This is a genomic window from Curtobacterium sp. VKM Ac-2852 (assembly GCF_013205045.1).
Lineage (GTDB): Bacteria > Actinomycetota > Actinomycetes > Actinomycetales > Microbacteriaceae > Curtobacterium > Curtobacterium flaccumfaciens.
This window is the reverse complement of the sequence record NZ_JABMLI010000004.1, coordinates 193,125-213,049: the sequence shown is the minus strand read 5'-3', so window position 1 is coordinate 213,049 and position 19,925 is coordinate 193,125. Positions and strand designations below refer to the sequence as shown.

17 protein-coding genes and 2 tRNA genes are annotated in these 19,925 nt (G+C 69.6%); 11 read left to right on the top strand and 8 right to left on the bottom strand.

Going from position 1 to position 19,925, the window contains the following annotated elements; all coding sequences use genetic code 11:
* Window positions 1-4 precede the first annotated feature (4 nt).
* From HQQ79_RS16035 to HQQ79_RS16020, 4 genes are all read left to right on the top strand, one after another.
* On the top strand, window positions 5-3,031 hold the full coding sequence (locus HQQ79_RS16035) for a glycoside hydrolase family 38 C-terminal domain-containing protein (RefSeq protein ID WP_173035612.1): 3,027 nt from the start codon (window positions 5-7) through the stop codon (window positions 3,029-3,031).
* A gap of 44 nt (window positions 3,032-3,075) precedes the next feature.
* Window positions 3,076-4,041 (top strand): endo-beta-N-acetylglucosaminidase H, encoded by a 966-nt coding sequence (locus HQQ79_RS16030; RefSeq protein ID WP_173035610.1) that lies wholly within the window; start codon window positions 3,076-3,078, stop codon window positions 4,039-4,041.
* 247 nt (window positions 4,042-4,288) lie between these two features.
* Window positions 4,289-4,579, top strand: a complete 291-nt coding sequence (locus HQQ79_RS16025; RefSeq protein ID WP_173035608.1) for a DUF1905 domain-containing protein — start codon at window positions 4,289-4,291, stop codon at window positions 4,577-4,579.
* A gap of 348 nt (window positions 4,580-4,927) precedes the next feature.
* Window positions 4,928-5,260 (top strand): hypothetical protein, encoded by a 333-nt coding sequence (locus tag HQQ79_RS16020; RefSeq protein WP_173035606.1) that lies wholly within the window; start codon window positions 4,928-4,930, stop codon window positions 5,258-5,260.
* Window positions 5,261-5,314: 54 nt separating this feature from the next.
* Here the strand turns inward: HQQ79_RS16020 and HQQ79_RS16015 are convergent, their stop codons facing one another.
* Together HQQ79_RS16015 and HQQ79_RS16010 are read right to left on the bottom strand one after the other, a co-directional pair.
* Window positions 5,315-6,043 (bottom strand): DUF2511 domain-containing protein, encoded by a 729-nt coding sequence (locus HQQ79_RS16015; protein WP_367948116.1) that lies wholly within the window; start codon window positions 6,041-6,043, stop codon window positions 5,315-5,317.
* A gap of 192 nt (window positions 6,044-6,235) precedes the next feature.
* Window positions 6,236-6,309: transfer RNA gene (locus tag HQQ79_RS16010), tRNA-Gly, on the bottom strand.
* Between the two features lie 54 nt (window positions 6,310-6,363).
* Between HQQ79_RS16010 and HQQ79_RS16005 the strand changes: the two genes are divergently transcribed.
* From HQQ79_RS16005 to HQQ79_RS15985, 5 genes are all read left to right on the top strand, one after another.
* Window positions 6,364-6,639, top strand: a complete 276-nt coding sequence (locus HQQ79_RS16005) for a hypothetical protein (protein WP_111054863.1) — start codon at window positions 6,364-6,366, stop codon at window positions 6,637-6,639.
* Window positions 6,640-6,733: 94 nt separating this feature from the next.
* Window positions 6,734-6,810, top strand: a tRNA-Pro gene (locus tag HQQ79_RS16000).
* A gap of 53 nt (window positions 6,811-6,863) precedes the next feature.
* On the top strand, window positions 6,864-8,171 hold the full coding sequence (gene tig / locus HQQ79_RS15995) for a trigger factor (RefSeq protein ID WP_027464695.1): 1,308 nt from the start codon (window positions 6,864-6,866) through the stop codon (window positions 8,169-8,171).
* Window positions 8,172-8,339: 168 nt separating this feature from the next.
* Window positions 8,340-8,969, top strand: a complete 630-nt coding sequence (locus HQQ79_RS15990) for an ATP-dependent Clp protease proteolytic subunit (RefSeq protein ID WP_035807635.1) — start codon at window positions 8,340-8,342, stop codon at window positions 8,967-8,969.
* A gap of 26 nt (window positions 8,970-8,995) precedes the next feature.
* Window positions 8,996-9,655, top strand: coding sequence for an ATP-dependent Clp protease proteolytic subunit (locus HQQ79_RS15985; protein WP_027464696.1), 660 nt, complete (start codon window positions 8,996-8,998; stop codon window positions 9,653-9,655).
* 63 nt (window positions 9,656-9,718) lie between these two features.
* Here the strand turns inward: HQQ79_RS15985 and HQQ79_RS15980 are convergent, their stop codons facing one another.
* A complete protein-coding gene (locus HQQ79_RS15980) occupies window positions 9,719-10,327 on the bottom strand; it encodes a copper resistance CopC family protein (protein WP_173035602.1) in 609 nt (202 codons plus the stop codon).
* A 50-nt stretch (window positions 10,328-10,377) separates the two neighbouring features.
* On the bottom strand, window positions 10,378-11,106 hold the full coding sequence (locus tag HQQ79_RS15975; RefSeq protein WP_173035600.1) for a YcnI family protein: 729 nt from the start codon (window positions 11,104-11,106) through the stop codon (window positions 10,378-10,380).
* A gap of 236 nt (window positions 11,107-11,342) precedes the next feature.
* On the opposite strand from HQQ79_RS15975, the gene clpX reads away from it, so the two are divergent.
* The gene (clpX, locus tag HQQ79_RS15970; protein WP_017886000.1) at window positions 11,343-12,623 is read left to right on the top strand and encodes an ATP-dependent Clp protease ATP-binding subunit ClpX; all 1,281 of its coding nucleotides are present in this window, start codon (window positions 11,343-11,345) and stop codon (window positions 12,621-12,623) included.
* A gap of 259 nt (window positions 12,624-12,882) precedes the next feature.
* Here clpX and HQQ79_RS15965 read toward each other — a convergent pair whose 3' ends face one another.
* On the bottom strand, window positions 12,883-14,907 hold the full coding sequence (locus HQQ79_RS15965) for a M3 family metallopeptidase (RefSeq protein ID WP_173035598.1): 2,025 nt from the start codon (window positions 14,905-14,907) through the stop codon (window positions 12,883-12,885).
* A 286-nt stretch (window positions 14,908-15,193) separates the two neighbouring features.
* Window positions 15,194-15,775, bottom strand: coding sequence for a TetR/AcrR family transcriptional regulator (locus HQQ79_RS15960; RefSeq protein ID WP_173035596.1), 582 nt, complete (start codon window positions 15,773-15,775; stop codon window positions 15,194-15,196).
* A 122-nt stretch (window positions 15,776-15,897) separates the two neighbouring features.
* On the opposite strand from HQQ79_RS15960, the gene HQQ79_RS15955 reads away from it, so the two are divergent.
* Window positions 15,898-16,737 carry an alpha/beta fold hydrolase gene (locus HQQ79_RS15955; RefSeq protein ID WP_027464701.1) on the top strand — a complete coding sequence of 280 codons (840 nt, stop codon included), beginning with the start codon at window positions 15,898-15,900 and terminating at the stop codon, window positions 16,735-16,737.
* A gap of 159 nt (window positions 16,738-16,896) precedes the next feature.
* Here the strand turns inward: HQQ79_RS15955 and HQQ79_RS15950 are convergent, their stop codons facing one another.
* Both HQQ79_RS15950 and valS read right to left on the bottom strand, forming a co-directional pair.
* A complete protein-coding gene (locus tag HQQ79_RS15950) occupies window positions 16,897-17,148 on the bottom strand; it encodes a hypothetical protein (protein WP_027464702.1) in 252 nt (83 codons plus the stop codon).
* A 64-nt stretch (window positions 17,149-17,212) separates the two neighbouring features.
* Window positions 17,213-19,807 carry a valine--tRNA ligase gene (gene valS, locus HQQ79_RS15945; RefSeq protein ID WP_254066332.1) on the bottom strand — a complete coding sequence of 865 codons (2,595 nt, stop codon included), beginning with the start codon at window positions 19,805-19,807 and terminating at the stop codon, window positions 17,213-17,215.
* Window positions 19,808-19,925: the final 118 nt, after the last annotated feature.

The window sequence follows — 19,925 nt, the reverse complement described above, 5'->3', positions numbered from 1 at the left end:
CCCCATGCACGACGACATCCCCCTCACCACCGGACGCGCCCGACGGGTGCTCGACGAGCGGATCACCCCCGCGGTGCACGCGACCACGACGGCCCTCCAGGTCGCCTGGCACGAGCTGCCGGGGGAGCCGGTCCCGCCGACCGAGGGGCTCGCGCTCACGTTCGAGCCCTACGAGGTCGGCACTCCGTGGGGTGCGGCCTGGGGCACGACGTGGTTCCGGTTGACCGGGACCGTGCCGACCGAGTGGTCCGGACGCCGGGTGGAGGCCGTGATCGACCTCGGCTTCGACAAGAACATGCCCGGGTTCCAGTGCGAGGGACTCGTGTACCTGGCCGACGGCACCCCCGTGAAGTCGATCAACCCGCGCAACCAGTGGGTCCTGGTCACCGAGCGGGCCGAAGGCAGCGAGACCGTCGAACTGTTCGTCGAGGCCGCGTCGAACCCCGTCCTGCTCGACTACCACCCCTTCCTGCCGACGCAGGAGGGCGACGTGCAGACCTCGTCCTCGAAGCGCCTCTACGCCACCCGCCGGATGGAGCTCGCCGTCTTCGAGTCCGAGGTGCACGAACTCGCCCTCGACATCGACGTCCTGCTCGAACTGCAGGCCGAACTGCCCGCCGGACCCCGACGCATGCGGATCCTGCAGGCCCTCGACGACGCCCTCGACGCGCTCGACCTGCAGCACATCCCGGAGACCGCCGGAGACGCCCGTGCGGCGCTCGCCGAGGTGCTGGCCGCTCCCGCCGAGGCCTCGGCGCACACGATCTCGGCCGTCGGGCACGCCCACATCGACTCCGCCTGGCTGTGGCCCGTGCGCGAGACCATCCGCAAGGTCGCCCGCACCACGTCGACCATGACCGAGCTCATCGACCAGACCGACGACTTCCTGTACGGCATGTCGAGCGCGCAGCAGTACGCGTGGATCAAGGAGCACCGCCCCGAGGTCTACGCCCGGGTCACGGCCGCGGTCGAGGCCGGCCGGTTCCTGCCGATCGGCGGCATGTGGGTCGAGTCCGACACCGTGATGCCGACCGGCGAGAGCATCGTCCGGCAGTTCTCGCAGGGCCAGCGGTTCTTCGAGCGCGAGTTCGGCATCCGACCCAAGGGCGTCTGGCTGCCGGACAGCTTCGGGTACTCGCCGGCGCTGCCGCAGCTCATGCGCCGTGCGGGCTTCGAGTGGTTCTTCACGCAGAAGATCTCGTGGAACCAGGTCAACAAGTTCCCGCACCACACGTTCCTGTGGGAGGGCATCGACGGGTCGCGGGTGTTCTCGCACTTCCCGTCGATGGACACCTACAACTCGCGGTTGTCCGGCAGCGAGGTCGCGAAGGCCTCCCGCCAGTTCCGCGAGAACCGACTCGCGACGGGCTCGATCGCCCCGGTCGGCTGGGGCGACGGCGGCGGTGGCACCACCCGCGAGATGACCGGCACCGCCGCACGGTTGGCGGACCTCGAGGGCAGCGCGAAGGTCCGCTGGGAGCACCCGGACACGTTCTTCGACCGGGCGAAGTCCGAGCTGACCGATCCGCCAGTGTGGGTGGGGGAGCTGTACCTCGAGCTGCACCGGGCCACGCTCACGTCGCAGCACGGCACGAAGCAGGGCAACCGCCGGTGCGAGCAGCTGCTCATCGAGGCCGAGCTCTGGGCCGCGACCGCCGCCGCCCGCACCGACTTCGCCTACCCGTACGACGAGCTCGACGCCCTGTGGCAGCAGGTCCTGCTCCAGCAGTTCCACGACATCCTGCCGGGCACCTCGATCGCGTGGGTGCACCGCGAAGCGGTCGAGCGGTACGCCGAGACGGCCGCGGCGCTGACCACGATCATCGACCAGGCGCTCTCGGCGCTCGCCGGCACCGGGGACGCGGCCGTCGTCGTGAACCCGGCCCCGTTCCTCCAGGCCGGTGCACCCGCGCAGGGTGCCGTCCTGGCGACCGACGTGGCGGCGGCGACCGTCGTGTCCCTGACCGAGCGGGACGGCGGGTACGTGCTGGCGAACGACCTGGTGCGGGTCGTCGTCGACGCGCGGGGGCTCGTGACGAGCGCCGTCGACCTGGCGAGCGGGCGCGAGGCGATCACGGCCGGCCAGGCGGCGAACCTGCTGCAGCTGCACCAGGACTTCCCGAACATGTGGGACGCGTGGGACGTCGACCGGTACTACCGCAACCGCGCCGAGGACCTCGTGTCGACCACCGGGCTGACCGCGTCGGTCGACGAGTCCGGGGTCGCACGGGTCGTCGTGTCCCGGGCGTTCGGTGACTCGACGGTGACGCAGGAGATCGTCCTGGCGCCGGGATCCCGCACCCTGGAGTTCGACCAGGTGACCGACTGGCACGAGACCGAGAAGTTCCTCAAGGTGGCGTTCCCGCTCGACGTCCGCGCCGAGCAGACCGTCGCCGAGACGCAGTTCGGCGCGCAGAAGCGGGTGACGCACACGAACACCTCGTGGGAGGCCGCGAAGTTTGAGACCTCGATGCACCGCTACGTGCTGGTGGCCGAGCCCGGCTTCGGTGTCGCGCTCGTGAACGACTCGATCCACGGCTTCGACACCACGCGCGACGCCGTCGACGGGCACGTCACCACCACCGTGCGGCTGTCGCTGCTGCGGGCACCGCGGTTCCCGGACCCCGAGACCGACCAGGGCGTGCAGACGCACCGGTACGGCATCGTCATCGGCACCGACCAGCTCGGAGCCACGTCGGCCGGCGTGCGGATGAACGCGGGCGCGCGGACCATCACCGGGGCGCACGGCTTCGAGCCGCTGGTGCAGGTGTCCGGCGACGTCGTGCTGTCGAGTGTCAAGCTCGCCGACGACCGGTCGGGCGACATGGTCGTGCGCGTCTACGAGCCGTCCGGGCAGCGGGGGACCGGGGCCATCGCGGTCTCGGCCGACGAGGCGACCTTCGGCGCTGCCGTCGAGGTGACCCTGCTCGAGGAACCGCTCGGTGACGCCGGGGCGTCGTCCGACGCGGCCGCGTCCTCGTTCGCCGTCGACGCCTACGAGGTCCGCACCTTCCGGTTCCCGCGCAACTGACCGACCGACCGACTGACCGACCGTCCCACCCAAGGAGGAACCACATGAAGCAGTCCACGAAGTTCAGCATCGCGACCGCACTGGTCGCCATGCTCGCGGCACCACTGGTGCCCGCCGCGGCATCCGCGGCGCCCTCCTCGTCCGGGTCCAGCCACGGGCACGGGCACGGTGCGTCCCACGGTGGTGGGCAGGGTCACGGTCACCACGCTGCGCCCGCCAAGTCGGGGCCGACGAGCATCGCCTACGTCGAGGTGAACAACGACGAGCTCGCCAACGTCGGTCGGTACACGCTGGCGAACGGCGCGAACGCGTTCGACGTGGCGATCATCTTCGCCGCGAACATCAACTACGAGGACGGCAAGGCGGTCCTGTACAAGAACGAGAACGTGCAGCGGACCCTCGACCAGGCCGCCACGCAGATCCGCCCGTTGCAGGCCAAGGGCATCAAGGTCACGCTCTCGGTGCTCGGCAACCACCAGGGAGCCGGCCTCGCGAACTTCCCGACGAAGGCCGCGGCGCGGGACTTCGCGGCGCAGGTCTCGGCAACGGTCAAGAAGTACGGACTCGACGGCGTGGACCTGGACGACGAGTACTCGGACTACGGCGTGAACGGCACCCCGCAGCCGAACCAGCAGTCCATCGGCTGGCTCATCAGTGCCCTGCGGGCGGACATGCCGGGCAAGATCATCTCGTTCTACGACATCGGCCCGTCGTCCGACGCCCTGAAGACCGCGAGCCCGTCGATCGGCGGCAAGCTCGACTACGCCTGGAACCCGTACTACGGCACCTACACGGCGCCGACGATCCCGGGCCTGCCGAAGTCGAAGGTCTCCGCCGCTGCGGTCGACATCCAGAACACCCCGCAGGCGACGGCGGTGTCGCTCGCACAGCGCACGAAGGCCGACGGGTACGGCGTCTTCATGACGTACAACCTGCCGGGAGGCGACGAGTCCGCCTACGTCTCCTCCTTCACCAAGGTGCTCTACGGACAGGCCGCGTCGTACCGCTGACGCGTCCGTCCTGACGGCGGCTCGCGCCCCGTGCTCCCCGGCTCCGGCCTGGAGGCGCGGGGCGCGTCCGTCGTCCGGGTCCCGCAAGCCCGGCTCCCGCGGCGTGGTGCGAGGGCGGGCCCAGGGTTCGCCTGGTGCGAGGTTGTGCACTCGGTGCGAGCCCGCGCCCGTCGCACCGAGTGCGGAACCTCGCACGGAGTTCGGCGCCCCTCGCACCGTGCGAGGTCCGCGGCCGTACGATCGCCGCATGGAGCTCGAGTTCCGCGGCGAGGTGATCGAGTGGCGCGGCCCGTCACCGTTCTTCTTCGCCGTCGTGCCGCCGGACGCCGCCGAGGTCATCGCTGACCTCGCGCCGGTGCTCACCTACGGGTGGGGTGTGATCCCGGCACGCGTGACGATCGGCGCGGTGACGTGGACGACGTCGCTGTTCCCGAAGGACGGCGGCTACCTCGTGCCGTTGCGTGCGGCGGAGCGGAAGCGTGCCCGGGTGGATCTCGGCGACTCCCCGGAGATCACCCTGGAGTTCGCCGGCCCCTGACGCGCGTGCCACCGACCATCACTCCTCCACAGGTCCGTCGATCGCGATGCTCCCCACAGGCATCGACGGTGGGCCCCGGTGTCGCGGTCCTGCTCCCTACCGTCGAAGGTGTGGAGGGGAGGTGGCGATGGTCGAACGACCACGACATCCCAAGAAGGACATCGAACTGGTCATGCGCGGGGCAGAGGCACGGGGATGGCGCTTCGCGAAGGGGAGGAAGTACTACAAGGCGTACTGCCCGTGCGGCGAACACCTGCACACGGTCCACTTGACGCCGTCGAACCCCTGGTACGTTGTGCATCTGAAGTATCGGCTCGCGCGAACGGGCTGTGAGGACAGGAGAACGTGATGACGAACTACCTCGTGCGGCTCGAGTGCGTGGCGCAACTCGGGGCAGCGGACGATCCGCGCGCAGCCCTCGCAGCGGACTTCGACGCCATCGCGGACGCACTCTTCGACCTCGACGACGTCCACGACCAGGACCTGACCGCTGACCTGTCGACCGGCACGCTCACCTTCTCGATCGGTGTCGACGCGGACGACGAGCCCGGTGCACTCGACCGTGCGCTCGGAGCCGTCCGGACCGCGCTGCACGTCGCTGGACGCGGCACTCCCGGTTGGGAGCAGCAGTACCGGATGCTGCGGAAGGAAGTCGGAGAAGCGCCGCTCGGAGCGCTCTGAGGCTGGCGGGCATCCGTCGCCGGAGTCACACCGTGCAGACGGATCGGTCCCGTGCTACTTGCAGAGCTTCAGACCCGCTTCGAGCACGGGCGAGATGTCGATCCTCAACCCGTCGACGTCAGGATTCGGTGCCCAGATGGGGTCGATTTCCGGGTACGACGTGTGGTCCTGTGCGGTGCCGTTGACCGCGTAGCGGGTGCCGTCGGGAGCCTTGAGTGTCACGACGTTCAAATCCATGCCGCCCGCGGTGATGTTCTTGCAGCGCACGACCGCGTAGGGCACCGTCAGCGGCCACTCGTCTCCGAACTTGGTGCTGACCAGCAGGCCCTTCTTCTTCTCGAGCTTCTTCGGAACGTGGACCTTGGCCGCCGGAGCAGGGGGCGCGTAGTCGGCGCAGAACCCGTCTTGCGGGTCGCCGAGCTTCACCTTGCCGCTCTTCTTCTTGGGGAACTTGACCACGACGTACCCGGCGTTGCCGCCCTTGTCGTCCGGTCCGCCGCCCGGAGCCCACGCGCGGTCTACGCAGATCACACGCTTGCTGACCTTGACCCCGTTGACCGTCAGGCCCTCCCAGATCGGCGCATCGGGCAGTTCAGCGAGGACCCGCTTCTCGGCCTTCTTGATTCGCTTCGACTTCTTCACGGTCGCCGTGGGCGTCGGTTCGCCGGTCGCGGTGGTCCGGGTAGGGGCAGCGGACGCCGCGCCCGCCGGCAGTGCTGCCGTGCTCGCGACGATGCTGACAGCCGCGAGCGCCATGACGGCGAAGGAGAGGTGCTTGTTCACGCGAGCGAGAGTATGGCTCAGAGTCGGCTCCCGATAGCCCTCGTCCGCGGGTCTCGGCACCCATAGCGCCGGGGTGCGATCCCGGCACGAGTGGCGATCGGCTCGGTGCCGTGGGCGACGTCGCTGTTCCCGAAGGACGGCGGGTACCTCGCAGATCACCCTGGAATTCGCCGACCCCTGACGGAAAGGTTGTGGAGGGGATGACGGGAATCGAACCCGCGTAGCCAGTTTGGAAGACTGGGGCTCTACCATTGAGCTACATCCCCGCGCCTGCGCACCAGGCGCAGCCCGACCATCGTAGCGGACGAACGAGCACCGACATGCCGACGCGCGTCATCCCGAAGCCGGACGCCGGTGCGGAGCGCACCATCCGCTGGTCGCGGGTGGTCTCGTACGTGCTGGTGGTCCTCGCCGCCGCGGTCCTGTCCCTGCGCCCCGACCTGTTCGGCGACCCGCAGTCGCAGCCCGCGCACGCACTGCTGCACGTCTGGCGGATCGTCGTCGGACTGTTGCTCGCGGTGGCCGCCCTCGGGGTCCAGGTGGCCGTCGGGATCCGGTGGCGGCGGGGTCTGCGACGCGCCGCGGAGGACGACTGAGCAACCCCCGGGAACAGCGCGCCGTCGGACCGCTAGACTCACCGGGGTCGCATGCGCCCCTCGGCGTGCGCGGCTGATCCCTGGCACGAAGCAACGGGGCGTAGCTCAGCTTGGTAGAGCGCCCGCTTTGGGAGCGGGAGGTCGCAGGTTCAAATCCTGTCGCCCCGACCAGGTCCTCCGAGCACCACCGACCACACGAACGTCAACCAACAGGAGAACATCCCTTGGCCACCAGCACCGTCGACAAGGTGAGCGACACCCGCGTCAAGCTCACCGTGAACGTGACGCCGGACGATCTCAAGCCGAGCATCGACCACGCCTACAAGCACATCGCCGAGCAGATCAACATCCCCGGCTTCCGCAAGGGCAAGGTCCCGCCGGCGATCGTCGACCAGCGCGTCGGCCGCGGCGAGGTCCTGAACCACGCCGTCGGTGACGCCATCGACAACTTCTACCGCCAGGCGGTCGAAGAGCAGGAGCTGCGCATCCTCGGCCGTGCCGAGGCCGACGTCGCCGAACTGCCGAACGTCGCGGACTTCACCGGCGACCTCGTCCTCACCTTCGAGGTCGACGTCCGCCCCGAGTTCGACCTGCCGGACTACTCCTCGTACGAGCTCACCGTCGACGCCGTCGAGGTGTCCGACGACGAGATCGAAGAGGAACTGCAGAACCTCCGCACCCGCTTCGGCACGCTCGTGACGGTCGACCGTCCGGCGAAGACCGGCGACTTCGCGCAGATCGACCTCACCGCCAGCATCGGCGACGACGAGGTCGACTCGGCCACCGGCGTCTCCTACGAGATCGGCTCCGGCGACCTGCTCGAGGGCATCGACGAGGCGCTCGAGTCCCTGACCGCCGGTGAGTCGACGACCTTCGAGTCGAAGCTCGTCGGTGGCGACCGCGAGGGCGAGACCGCCCAGATCGCCGTCACCGTCACCGCCGTCAAGGAGCGCGAGCTCCCCGAGGCCGACGACGAGTTCGCCCAGATCGCCAGCCAGTTCGACACCATCGACGAGCTCAAGGCTGACCTCAAGGAGCAGATCGCGAAGTCCAAGACCTTCGGTCAGGGCGCCGCGGCTCGCGACAAGCTCGTCGAGAAGCTCACCGAGGACGTCAACATCCCGATCTCGGAGCAGCTCATCGCCGACGAGGTGCACCGTCACCTCGAGCAGGAGAACCGCCTCGAGGACGAGGAGCACCGCAAGGAGGTCTCCGAGTCCAGCGAGACCGCCTTCCGCTCGCAGATCCTCCTCGACGCGATCGCCGAGAAGGAAGAGATCCAGGTCTCGCAGGAGGAACTGACCCAGTACCTCATCCAGGCCGCCGCGCAGTACGGCATGGAGCCGGCCGAGTTCATTAAGGTCATCGACCAGAACGGCCAGATCCCCGGCATGGTCGGCGAGGTCGCCCGTTCGAAGGCGGTCGCGACCGTCCTGTCCAAGGTGACCGTCAAGGACACCAACGGCGACGCCGTCGACCTGTCCGCCTTCACGGCGGGGGTCGCGCAGGAGCCGGCAGGGGACGCCGAGTAACGATCTCGACGCCACCAGCATGCAAGACGGGAGGCGCGTTGCCAGCTGGCACCGCGCCTCCCGTCCGTCGTTTCCGCACCTTCGCATTGCCGACAGCGAACAGACGAGAACTGGTGCGTTGCACCCGATAAGTTCGACAACAAGCGACAACTGAACGGGAGCTTTTCCATGGCCGAAGCAACACTGAACCCCAGTGTTTTTGACCGCCTTCTGAGAGACCGGATCGTGTGGCTCGGCTCCGAGGTCCGCGACGACAACTCGAACGAGATCGCAGCCAAGCTGCTGCTGCTCGCCGCCGAGGACCCTGAGAAGGACATCTACCTCTACATCAACTCGCCCGGTGGTTCGATCACCGCCGGCATGGCGATCTACGACACGATGCAGTTCGTCCCGAACGACATCGTCACCGTGGGCATCGGCCTCGCCGCGTCGATGGGACAGTTCCTGCTGTCCTCCGGCACGCCCGGCAAGCGCTACATCACGCCGAACGCGCGCGTGCTGCTCCACCAGCCGTCCGGTGGCTTCGGCGGTACCGCTGCCGACATCCAGACGCAGGCCAAGGTCATCCTCGACATGAAGCAGCGCATGGCGGAGCTCACGGCCGAGCAGACCGGCAAGTCGGTCGAGCAGATCCTCAAGGACAACGACCGCGACAACTGGTTCACGGCGCAGGAAGCGCTCGAGTACGGCTTCGTCGACCACCTCCGCGCCTCGAGTGCTGAGGTCATCGGCGGTGGTGGCACCGTCGGCGACGGCGAGACGCCCACCAGCGCAGCCGAGCCCGACGCCCAGTCCTGATCACCACCGAAGAAAAGGAAACGAGAATGCATCTCCCCATGCTCGGTGGCGCGCAGAACGTCCCGGCTCCGTCCAATCGGTACATCCTGCCGAGCTTCGAAGAGCGCACGGCCTACGGCTACAAGCGCCAGGACCCGTACGCCAAGCTGTTCGAGGACCGCATCGTGTTCCTCGGCGTGCAGGTCGACGACGCGTCGGCTGACGACGTCATGGCCCAGCTGCTCGTGCTCGAGTCGATGGACCCCGACCGCGACATCGTGATGTACATCAACTCGCCCGGTGGCTCGTTCACCGCGATGACGGCGATCTACGACACGATGCAGTACATCCGTCCGCAGATCCAGACGGTCTGCCTCGGCCAGGCTGCCTCGGCCGCGTCGGTGCTGCTCGCCGGTGGTACCCCCGGCAAGCGCCTCGCGCTGCCGAACGCCCGTGTGCTGATCCACCAGCCCGCGACCCAGCAGGGTGGCGGTCAGGCGTCGGACATCGAGATCCAGGCGGCGGAGATCCTCCGCATGCGTACCTGGCTCGAGGAGACGCTGTCGAAGCACTCCAACAAGACGCCGGAGGAGATCAACCACGACATCGAGCGCGACAAGATCATGTCCGCGCAGGAAGCCGTGGAGTACGGCCTGATCGACCAGGTCCTCACCAGCCGCAAGAACCTGCCGGCGCTCGTCAAGTAGCACCAGCAGGAACGACGAAGGCCCCGCACCGATCGGTGCGGGGCCTTCGTCGTTGCGCGGTGGTCAGTCCTCGGTGTCGTCGGACTCCGGGGCCGGCTTGCGGCGCAGGAGCAGCAGCACCGCGACGACCACGCCGACCAGCACGACGCCACCGGCGCCGATCCAGATCGCGTCGGACGCCGCCGAGTCGCTCGATCCCGAGGCGGTGCCGGTGGTGGTGTCCGAGCCGGCGTCGTCGTCACCAGCGGTGGCGCAGGTCGGGGGCTTCGCAGCACCCGAGGCCGGGGTGAAGCCCGACGGCGCCTTCCAGGTGAAGGGGTACTCGTCGGAGACGGTGTGCCCGTCGGCGGAGACGATCTGCCACTCGACGGTGTACTTGCCCGAGTCGCCGAGTGCGGCGGTCGTGGTCATCGACGGCCCCTCGACGTCGACGCAGCCGTCCTCGTAGTACCTGCCGTCGGGGCCGACGATGCGGAACGCGAAGCCCGACCCCGAGTCGCCGATGTCGAGCAGCCTGTCGTTCGTCGTGATGTCGAACGTCTTCGGCAGCTCGGTCAGGGTGCCGCCGACCTCCGGGTCGGACGAGATCAGGTAGTTGTGCGCGCTGGCCGGACCGGCGAGCCCGAGGACCGCACCACCGGCGATCGCGACGGCCGCGGCGGTCCCGGCCACGAGCCTCCAGGCAGAGGACCGAGGCCGGGGCCGACGCGAGCCGCGCTGCGTCACTTGGCGGAGCTCCGACGACGCGTGCCGACGACGGCGACGACCAGGGCGACGGCGCCGAGCACCAGGCCGCCGAGGCCGAGGAAGCGACCGACCAGGTCGGGGTCGCTCGAGGCGGTCGAGCTGGCGGCCTCGGCCGTCGGGGTCGCGGCGATCGGGTCACCGTCGTCGTCCGTCGCCTCGGCGGCGGTCAGCGTGATCGAGGGGGCCGGGTGCTCGGGCTCGGCTTCGCCGGCCTTCTGCTCCTGGTTCCACTCGACGCTGCCCTTCTCGCAGGTCTGGATCGCGGGGAACTCGACGAGGTCACCGGCCTTGCCGTCCGGCAGCGAGAACGAGAGCGCGAAGGTGTCGCGCTCGTCGGCGGGCAGGGGGGTCTTCGCGGTGTACGTGACGCTGGTGACGCGCTCGGCGGCCGTCTCGGCGTGGTCCTCGTCCGATGCCGAGGCCGACGAGTCGGTGTAGGGCTCGGTCGCCTTCGTGATCGTCCAGTTCGGGTTCACGGTCGGCGTGACCTCGATGACGGACTCCGGCACCTGGAACTGGATCTTCGTCGTGGGGGAGCCGTCGCAGCCGTGCGGGACCGAGAAGGTCGCCGTGGTGTACGAGTTCGCTGCCGTCGACGTGGCCGTGGCGGACACGTGTGCGCTGGCCGCCGTGGCGCTGCCGAGAACGATGACGGCTGCGACACCGAGGGTGACGGCGCCGCCGGCGGCGAGACGCTTCTGCATGGGGTTCCTTCCGGGGTGGTTCTGCACCTGCTGTTCTACAAGATGTAGAGAAGTCCGGATCACCGTAGCAGGCTCGCACGCCCTGGGCGAACGCGCGGGCGGATTCCGGAGGGGCATCGCGGTCGGTGTCACCGGTTGCGGTTAGGCTCGTGTCCACGACGAGGTGCCCACCAGCAGCGGTGCACCAGCGGTGGTGCGACAGCGCGGCCGGCATGTCCAATCAGGGAGGCACGGGAATGGCACGCATCGGAGAGAGCGGCGATCTCCTCAAGTGCTCGTTCTGCGGCAAGAGCCAGAAGCAGGTCCAGCAGCTCATCGCCGGACCGGGCGTCTACATCTGCGACGAGTGCGTCGAGCTCTGCAACGAGATCATCGAGGAACGTCTGGCCGAAGCCGGCGAGGACACCTCGAGCGGGGACTTCGAACTGCCCAAGCCGCGGGAGATCTTCGACTTCCTGCAGGAGTACGTCATCGGGCAGGACCCGGCGAAGCGCGCCCTCGCCGTGGCCGTCTACAACCACTACAAGCGCATCCGGGCGCAGGGGCAGATCACCGCCGCCGAAGACCGCGACGACATCGAGATCGCCAAGTCGAACATCCTGCTCATCGGTCCGACCGGCTGCGGCAAGACGTACCTGGCGCAGACGCTGGCCAAGCGTCTCAACGTGCCGTTCGCCGTCGCGGACGCCACCGCCCTGACCGAGGCCGGCTACGTCGGCGAGGACGTCGAGAACATCCTCCTCAAGCTCATCCAGGCCGCCGACTACGACGTGAAGCGCGCCGAGACCGGCATCATCTACATCGACGAGGTCGACAAGATCGCCCGCAAGGCCGAGAACCCGTCGATCACCCGCGACGTCTCGGGCGAAGGCGTGCAGCAGGCGCTGCTCAAGATCCTCGAGGGCACGGTCGCCTCGGTCCCGCCGCAGGGCGGCCGCAAGCACCCGCACCAGGAGTTCATCCAGATCGACACGACGAACGTGCTGTTCATCGTGGCGGGTGCGTTCGCCGGGCTCGAGGACATCGTGTCCTCGCGCGTCGGCAAGCGCGGGATCGGCTTCGGGGCACCCCTGCACAGTGCGACCGACCACCAGGACTTGTACTCCGAGGTGCTGCCGGAAGACCTGCACAAGTTCGGTCTGATCCCCGAGTTCATCGGTCGTCTGCCCGTCGTCACCACGGTGTCGCAGCTCGACCAGGCGGCGCTCATGCAGATCCTGACCGAGCCGAAGAACGCGCTGGTGAAGCAGTACCAGCGGATGTTCCAGATCGACGGCGTCGAGCTCGAGTTCGACCAGGGTGCGCTCGAGGCCATCGCCGACCTCGCGGTGCTGCGCCAGACGGGTGCCCGCGGGCTCCGTGCGATCCTCGAAGAGGTCCTCGGCCCGGTGATGTTCGACGTCCCGTCCGACGACGACGTCGCCCGCGTGGTGATCACCCGCGAGTCCGTGCTCGAGAACGCGGCGCCGACGATCGTGCCGCGGCCGCGGGCCAAGCGCGTCGAGAAGTCGGCGTAGCCCGCTTCGTCGTCCTCAGCGCGAAGGCCCGCACCGTGATCGGTGCGGGCCTTCGTCGTTCGTGCGGTGCCGTGCGCTGCCGTGCCGGCGGGCCCGCGGACTCGTGCGGGCCCGTCTTCGTAGGCGCGTTGTCGCGCGATCCGGCGCGGGAGCGCTGCGCACAACCAAAGTCACCCCGAACAACGCGGTTGCGCGGTTCGGGGTGACTTTGGTTGTGCGTACGGTGCCCGCGGCCGCGGCCGCGGTGGCGCCGCCGCGCCTACTCCAGCCCGCGGCGCCGCAGCAGCGGGCCGACCTCGGCGTCGCGGCCGCGGAAGTCCCGGTACGCCTCGAGCGGGTCCTTCGCCCCGCCGACCCCGAGCAGGCGTTCCGCGAAGCGTCGACCAGCAGCACGGTCCAGCCCGCCGTTGTCGCGGAACCACTCCACGGTGTCGGCGTCGAGCACCTCGGACCAGATGTACCCGTAGTACCCGGCGTCGTACCCGCCCGAGAACGTGTGCGCGAAGTACGTCGACGAGTAGCGCGGCGGCACGGCCTCGACGGCGATGCCGGCGGACTCCAACGCCGAACGCTCGAAGTCTTCGACGGACGTCACCGCTGCGGCGTCGGCTGCCGAGAGCCGGTGCCACGCCTGGTCGAGCAGTGCGGCGGCGAGGTACTCCGTCGTGCCGAAGCCCTCGTTGAACCCCTCGGACTCGCTGAGCCCCAGGACGAGCTCGGGCGGCAGGGGTGCTCCGGTCTCGTGGTGCTTCGCGTAGTTCGCCAGCACGGACGGCCACGACAGCCACATCTCGTTCACCTGGCTCGGGAACTCGACGAAGTCCCGCTCGACGTTCGTGCCGGAGAACCGCGGGTAGGTGGTGCGGGCGATGAGACCGTGCAGGGCGTGGCCGAACTCGTGGAAGAGCGTCTCGACCTCGTCCTGGATGAGCAGGGTGGGGGAGCCGGCGGACGGCTTCGCGACGTTGAGGTTGTTGACCACGACGGGCAGGGTGCCGAGCAGCTCGGACTGCTCGACGACCGGGTTCATCCACGCACCGCCACGCTTGCCGTCACGCGTGTAGAGGTCGAGCAGGTACAGCCCCACCGGCTCACCGTCGTCGCCGGTGACCTCGAAGACCCGGACCTCGTCGTTGTAGCCGCGCAGGTCGGGGCGCTCGGAGAAGGTCAGACCGTACAGGGCGCCGGCGGCGTGGAAGACCCCGTCGTGCAGGACCCGGTCGGCCTCGAAGTACGGGCGGAGCGCGGTGCTGTCCGCGGCGAACTGCTCGCCGCGTAGGATCTCGGTGGCGTACGCCCAGTCCCACGACTCGATGTCGAACCCGACCGTGCGCGACCGGACCGCGCGCTCGTCGTCGGCGTTCCGTGCCGCGGCGCCGACGAGTGAAGACAGCAGCCCGTCGACGGCCTCGGGGGTCTTCGCCGTCTCGTCGGCGGTGACCACGGCGGCGTGGTTCGGGAACCCGAGCAGCTCGGCGCGCTCGGCGCGGAGCCGGACGATGCGGAGCAGCACGTCGCGGTTGTCGTACTCGTTGCCGCGACGACCGCGGGCGAGCGAGGCGCGCATGATCCGCTCGCGCAGGTCACGGTTCGCCAGTGACGACAGCCACGGGTGTCCGGTGTAGAGCGGCAGCGTGATGAGCCAGCCGTCCAGGCCCCGGTCGGCAGCAGCAGCGGCCGCGGCGGACTTCGCCCCGTCGTCGAGCCCCTCGAGCTCGTCCTCGTTCGTCACGTGCACGGCGGAGTCGTTGGTGTCCTCGAGCAGGTTCCGCTCGAAGGTCGTCGTGAGGGTCGAGAGCTCCTGGTTGATCGCGGTCAGGCGCTCCTTGCCCGCGTCGTCGAGGCCTGCGCCCGCCAGGGTCATCTCGGCGTGGGTCCGCTCGACCAGGCGCAGCGCCTCACCGGTCAGCCCGGCGGCCTCGGCGCCGCCGAGCACCTCCTGCACGCGGGCGTACAGGCGGGAGTCGAGCGTGATCGCGTCGCGGTGGGCGGCGAGGAGCGGGGAGACCTCGGCCTCGAGGTCGTGCAGCTCCGGGGTCGAGTCGGCCGACGACAGCGTGAAGAACACGTGGCTGACGCGGGTCAGCAGCTGCCCGGATCGCTCGAGTGCGACCAGGGTGTTCTCGACCGTCGGGGCGTGCGGGTCGGTGGCGATGGCCTCGACCTCGGCGCGCTGCTCGGCCATGCCGGCCTCGAACGCCGGTCGGTAGTGCTCGAGTCGCACGTCGCCGAAGGGCGGCAGGGCGTAGGGGAGGGTGCTCGGGACGTCGAACGGGGTTGCCATCTGCCCACCCTATGCACGGGTGCTGGAGTCCGTTCCTTCCCATGACACCCGGACTGGGAAGCGGAATCGGGCGTACCTGGTCGAAAGAACCGACCCGGTACGCCCGGAACGACCAGGTATGCCCGGAACGGCCCGGCGAGCGCCCCCGCGCCCGGCGCGACCAGCGGACGGACTGGAGGCCCGTGGCGGCGCCGCCACGGGCCTCCCCCCACCGGCACGGCCGTCACGCCGCTGGCGCGTCGCACCGGGACCGGCGGCGTGGGCCCAGACCGCCCCGCGTCGCGTGTCAGCGCATCGCGGCGTCGATCAGGGTCACCGCGGCACGGCGCGCATGCGCGGCCGGCGCCGTGGTGCCGGCGATGGCCGCGGTGGTCTGCGCGCCCTCGGCGAGCAGTGCGAGCTGCGCGGCGAGTTCCTCGGCGTTATCGGGGTCGGCGACGACCTCGGCGGTGAGCCGCTGCACGAACTGCTGGAACGAGTCCTTGTGCTCGCGCGCGATCTCGGCGACCGCGGGCGAGGTCGCGCCGAGCTCGCCGAACGCGTTGATGAACCCGCAGCCGCGGAACGTGTCGTCGCCGAACCACGACTCGAGGAAGTCGTAGACCGCCAGGAGCTTGTCACGCGGGCTGGCCGCAGCCTCGACCGCGCCGTGGACACCCTGCTCCCACATGTCGTGGCGGCCGGCGAGCACCGCGGCGATGAGCTGCTCCTTGCCGGGGAACGCCGCGTACAGCTTCTTGAGGGAGACCCCTGCGCCCGTGCGGATCTCGTCCATCCCCACGGACTGGATCCCGCGCGTGTAGAACAGCTGGTCCGCGACCTCGACGATGTGTGCTCGGACGTCCGGCTCGACGGTGCTGGTGGCCATGTGTGTACCCCGTTCCCTGAGTGTTCACCGTTCTCGACTTGCGCCGGGAACGGGCGTTCTCTACTGTAGTCCACATCGGCGGAGAACGATCGTTCTCCGCGATACTCAGGGAAGGAACGATCATGGGTGCCATCACCGTCGGAACCGAGAACAGCGTCGACATCGAACTCCACTACGAGGACAAGGGCCAGGGGCAGCCGATCGTGCTGATCCACGGCTTCCCCCTCGACGGCAACTCGTGGGAGGGGCAGGTCCCGATGCTCCTCGAGGCCGGCTACCGCGTCATCACGTACGACCGCCGCGGCTTCGGCCAGTCCTCGCAGCCGTCCACCGGCTACGACTACGACACCTTCGCCGACGACCTGCACACGGTCCTCGAGACCCTCGACCTGCGCGACGTGATCCTCGTCGGCTTCTCGATGGGCACCGGCGAGATCGCTCGCTACATCGGCCGCCACGGTGAGGACCGGATCGCGAAGGTCGCGTTCCTCGCCTCGCTCGAGCCGTTCCTCGCCATCACCGACGACAACCCCGACGGCGCCGGCCCGATGTCGTTCTTCGAGGGCATCGCCGCCGACGTGGCGAAGGACCGCTACGCGTACTTCACGAACTTCTACCAGGACTTCTTCAACCTGTCGGAGAACCTCGGCACCCGCATCTCCGAGGAGCAGGTCCGCAACGCCTGGAACATCGCGGCCGGCTCCGGCTCCATCGCGTCCGCGGCCGCACCCCTGACCTGGCCGACCGACTTCCGCCAGGACATCCCGAAGGTCACCGTCCCCGCCCTGATCGTACACGGCACGTCGGACAACATCCTGCCCATCGACGCCACCGGCCGACGCTTCACCCAGGCACTGCCCGCGGCGAAGTACGTCGAGATCGAGGGCGCCCCGCACGGCCTGCTCACCACGCACACCGCCGAGGTGAACGAGGTCCTCGGCACCTGGCTCGCCGAGTCCTGATCCCTCGGCGATCACGCGGGCGCTCCCCGGCTGGGGCGCCCGCATCGTGAGCAGAAATGGTCGGGTCCCCACCGGGGACCCGACCATTTCTGCACTCCAAGCAAACCGCGCCGCGCGCGCCGCGAACCGCGCCGCGCGCGTCGCGAACCGCGCCGCGCGCTAGTCCTCTTCGCCCGCGTCGTCGGGGTTCGTCACCTGGGCGTGCCCGAGCGCGTCGAGGTGGATCGAGGTGCCGTCGTCGAGCTCGACGATCGGCTTGCCCTCCAGGAAGGTCAGGGTCCAGCCCCACGTCGCCGTGTCGACGGACTCCGCCGCGAGCTCGTCCTCGACCCCGCGCACGGCGACGACCATGGTCTCGGGCAGTCGCGCAGGCGGCTCCCCACCCACGTTCCAGCGTGTGCCCAACTGCATCCGTGCCTCCGATCCGGTGGTTGACGGGCCGGGTCGCCGATGCGACCCGGCCCGGGGAGCGACGTTACGCCTGCTGCTCCGCGAGCTCGATCTCGGTGACGGCGAGCTCGTCGCCGTCGACGAACGACAGGTTCTCGATGCGGCCGACGGCCGCCAGGTCGACCGCCGCGCGCTCGATGAGCACCCGCGTCTCGGCGGGCGCCGCGACGACGGCACGCGTCACGGGCGTCTTCTGCGAGGCCTTCGCCGCCGTCTTCGCCCCGCGGATCCCGATGAGCGCCTGCCCGACGGCCGCGAGCAGCCCGGTGGGGGCCGCGTCGGTCGGCAGGTCGGCAGCGGTCGGCCAGGAGGCCCGGTGCACGCTGGTCTCGTGGGTCCAGGCCCACACCTCTTCCGTCGCGTACGGGAGGAACGGTGCCAGCAGTCGGAGCAGCACGTCGATCGCGCCGCGCAGCGCCAGGACCGCGCTCGCCTGCGTCTCGTGCGTCGCGTCGGACGCGGTGCCGTACGCGCGCTCCTTCACGAGCTCGAGGTAGTCGTCGCAGAACGTCCAGAAGAACCGCTCGGTGATCTCGAGGGCACGGGCGTGGTCGAACCCGTCGAACGCCGCGGTGGCCTGCTCGACGACGGCACCGAGCTCGGCGAGCATGTCGACGTCGAGGGCCTCGGTGACGCTCGTGGCGCCCTCGGGCAGCGGGAAGCCGTAGACGAACTTCGCCGCGTTGAGCACCTTGATCGCCAGACGACGGCCGACCTTGATCTGCTTCGGGTTCTGCGGGTCGAAGGCCGCGTCGGTGCCGAGCTTGGACGAGGCCGCCCAGTAGCGGACCGCGTCGGCGCCGTGCTGCTCGAGGATCGACAGCGGCGTGACGACGTTGCCCTTCGACTTCGACATCTTCTTGCGGTCGGGGTCGACGATGAAGCCGGAGATGGAGGCGTGCTTCCACGGCACCACGTCGGCCTCGAGCTGGCTGCGGAGCACGGTCGTGAACAGCCAGGTGCGGATGATGTCCTGCGCCTGCGGGCGGACGTCGTACGGGTACACCAGGTCGTAGAGCGCCGGGTCGGTCTCCCACTTGCCCGCGAGCTGCGGGGTCAGCGACGAGGTGGCCCAGGTGTCCATGACGTCGAGTTCGCCCTGGAACCCGCCGGGCACGCCGCGCTGGTCCTCGGTGAAGCCGGGGGCGGGCTCGGAGGCCGGGTCGACGGGCAGCTGTGCCTCGGTCGGTACGATCGGCTGGTCGAACACCGGGTTGCCGTCGGCGTCGAGCGGGTACCAGACGGGCAGCGGCACGCCGAAGAAGCGCTGGCGCGAGATGAGCCAGTCGCCGGACAGGCCACCGACCCAGTTGTCGTAGCGGACGCGCATGAAGTCCGGGTGGAACGCGATCTCCTCGCCGCGCTGGCGGAGCGTGCTCTTCAGCTGCTCGTCGCGCGCGCCGTTGACGATGTACCACTGGCGGGTCGACACGATCTCGAGGGGCTTGTCGCCCTTCTCGAAGAACTTCACCGGGTGCTGGATGGTCTTGACGTCACCGATCAGCTCGCCGGACTCGGTCAGGGCGTCGACGACGACCTTCTTGGCCGAGAACACGGTCTTGCCGGCCATCTCGGCGTAGAGCTCCCGGCCCGTCGCCGACTCGATCCAGGCGGGCTCGTCGGAACGCACGCGGCCGTCGAAGCCGATGATCGCGCGGTTCGGCAGCTGCAGCTCGCGCCACCACACGACGTCGGTGGTGTCACCGAAGGTGCAGACCATCGCGATGCCGGCACCCTTGTCCTTCTGCGCCAGGTGGTGTGCGAGCACCGGGACCTCGACGTCGAACAGGGGGGAGCGGACCGTGGTGCCGAAGAGGTCCTGGAACCGCTCGTCGTCCGGGTGAGCCACCAGGGCGACGCAGGCCGGCAGGAGCTCGGGGCGGGTGGTCTGGATGACGACGTCGTCGCCGCCGTCGGTGCGGTGGAAGGCGATGCCGTGGTACGCGCCGGGCATCTCCCTGTCCTCGAGCTCGGCCTGCGCGACCGCGGTGCGGAACGTGACGTCCCACAGGGTCGGGGCGTCGGCCTGGTAGGCCTCGCCGCGCTCGAGGTTGCGCAGGAACGCGCGCTGGGCGCTGGCCCGCGAGGTGTCGTCGATGGTGCGGTACGACTGGGTCCAGTCGACCGACAGGCCGAGGGTGCGGAAGAGCTCCTCGAACTGCTGCTCGTCCTGCACGGTCAGGCGCTCGCACAGCTCGATGAAGTTGCGGCGCGACACCGGCAGCTGGTCGGCGGCCTTCGAGGACTTGCCGTCCCCGCCCTCGAACGGCGGCGTGAAGTCGGGGTCGTACGGCAGGGTCGGGTCGCAGCGGACGCCGTAGTAGTTCTGCACACGGCGCTCGGTGGGCAGACCGTTGTCGTCCCAGCCCATCGGGTAGAACACGTGCTTGCCGCGCATGCGCTCGAACCGGGCCTTGAGGTCGGTGTGCGTGTACGAGAACACGTGCCCGATGTGCAGCGAGCCGGAGGCGGTGGGCGGCGGGGTGTCGATCGACCAGACGGCGTCGCGGTGACCGGCGGCGTCGCGGTCGAAGCGGTAGGTGCCGTCCTGTTCCCAGACGGGCCCCCAGACCTGCTCCAGTCCGTCGACGCTCGGCTTCTCGGGCATGGGCTTGGTCATGGGTGTGCCTTCCGTACGTGTGTGCGGCACCGAGTCCGTGATGAGGTGCCTGAGTGTTCCGCGCCTGACGCGCGGTGCCCCAATCGTAGCGGCCACGCACGTGCGCGCAGGCGGACGA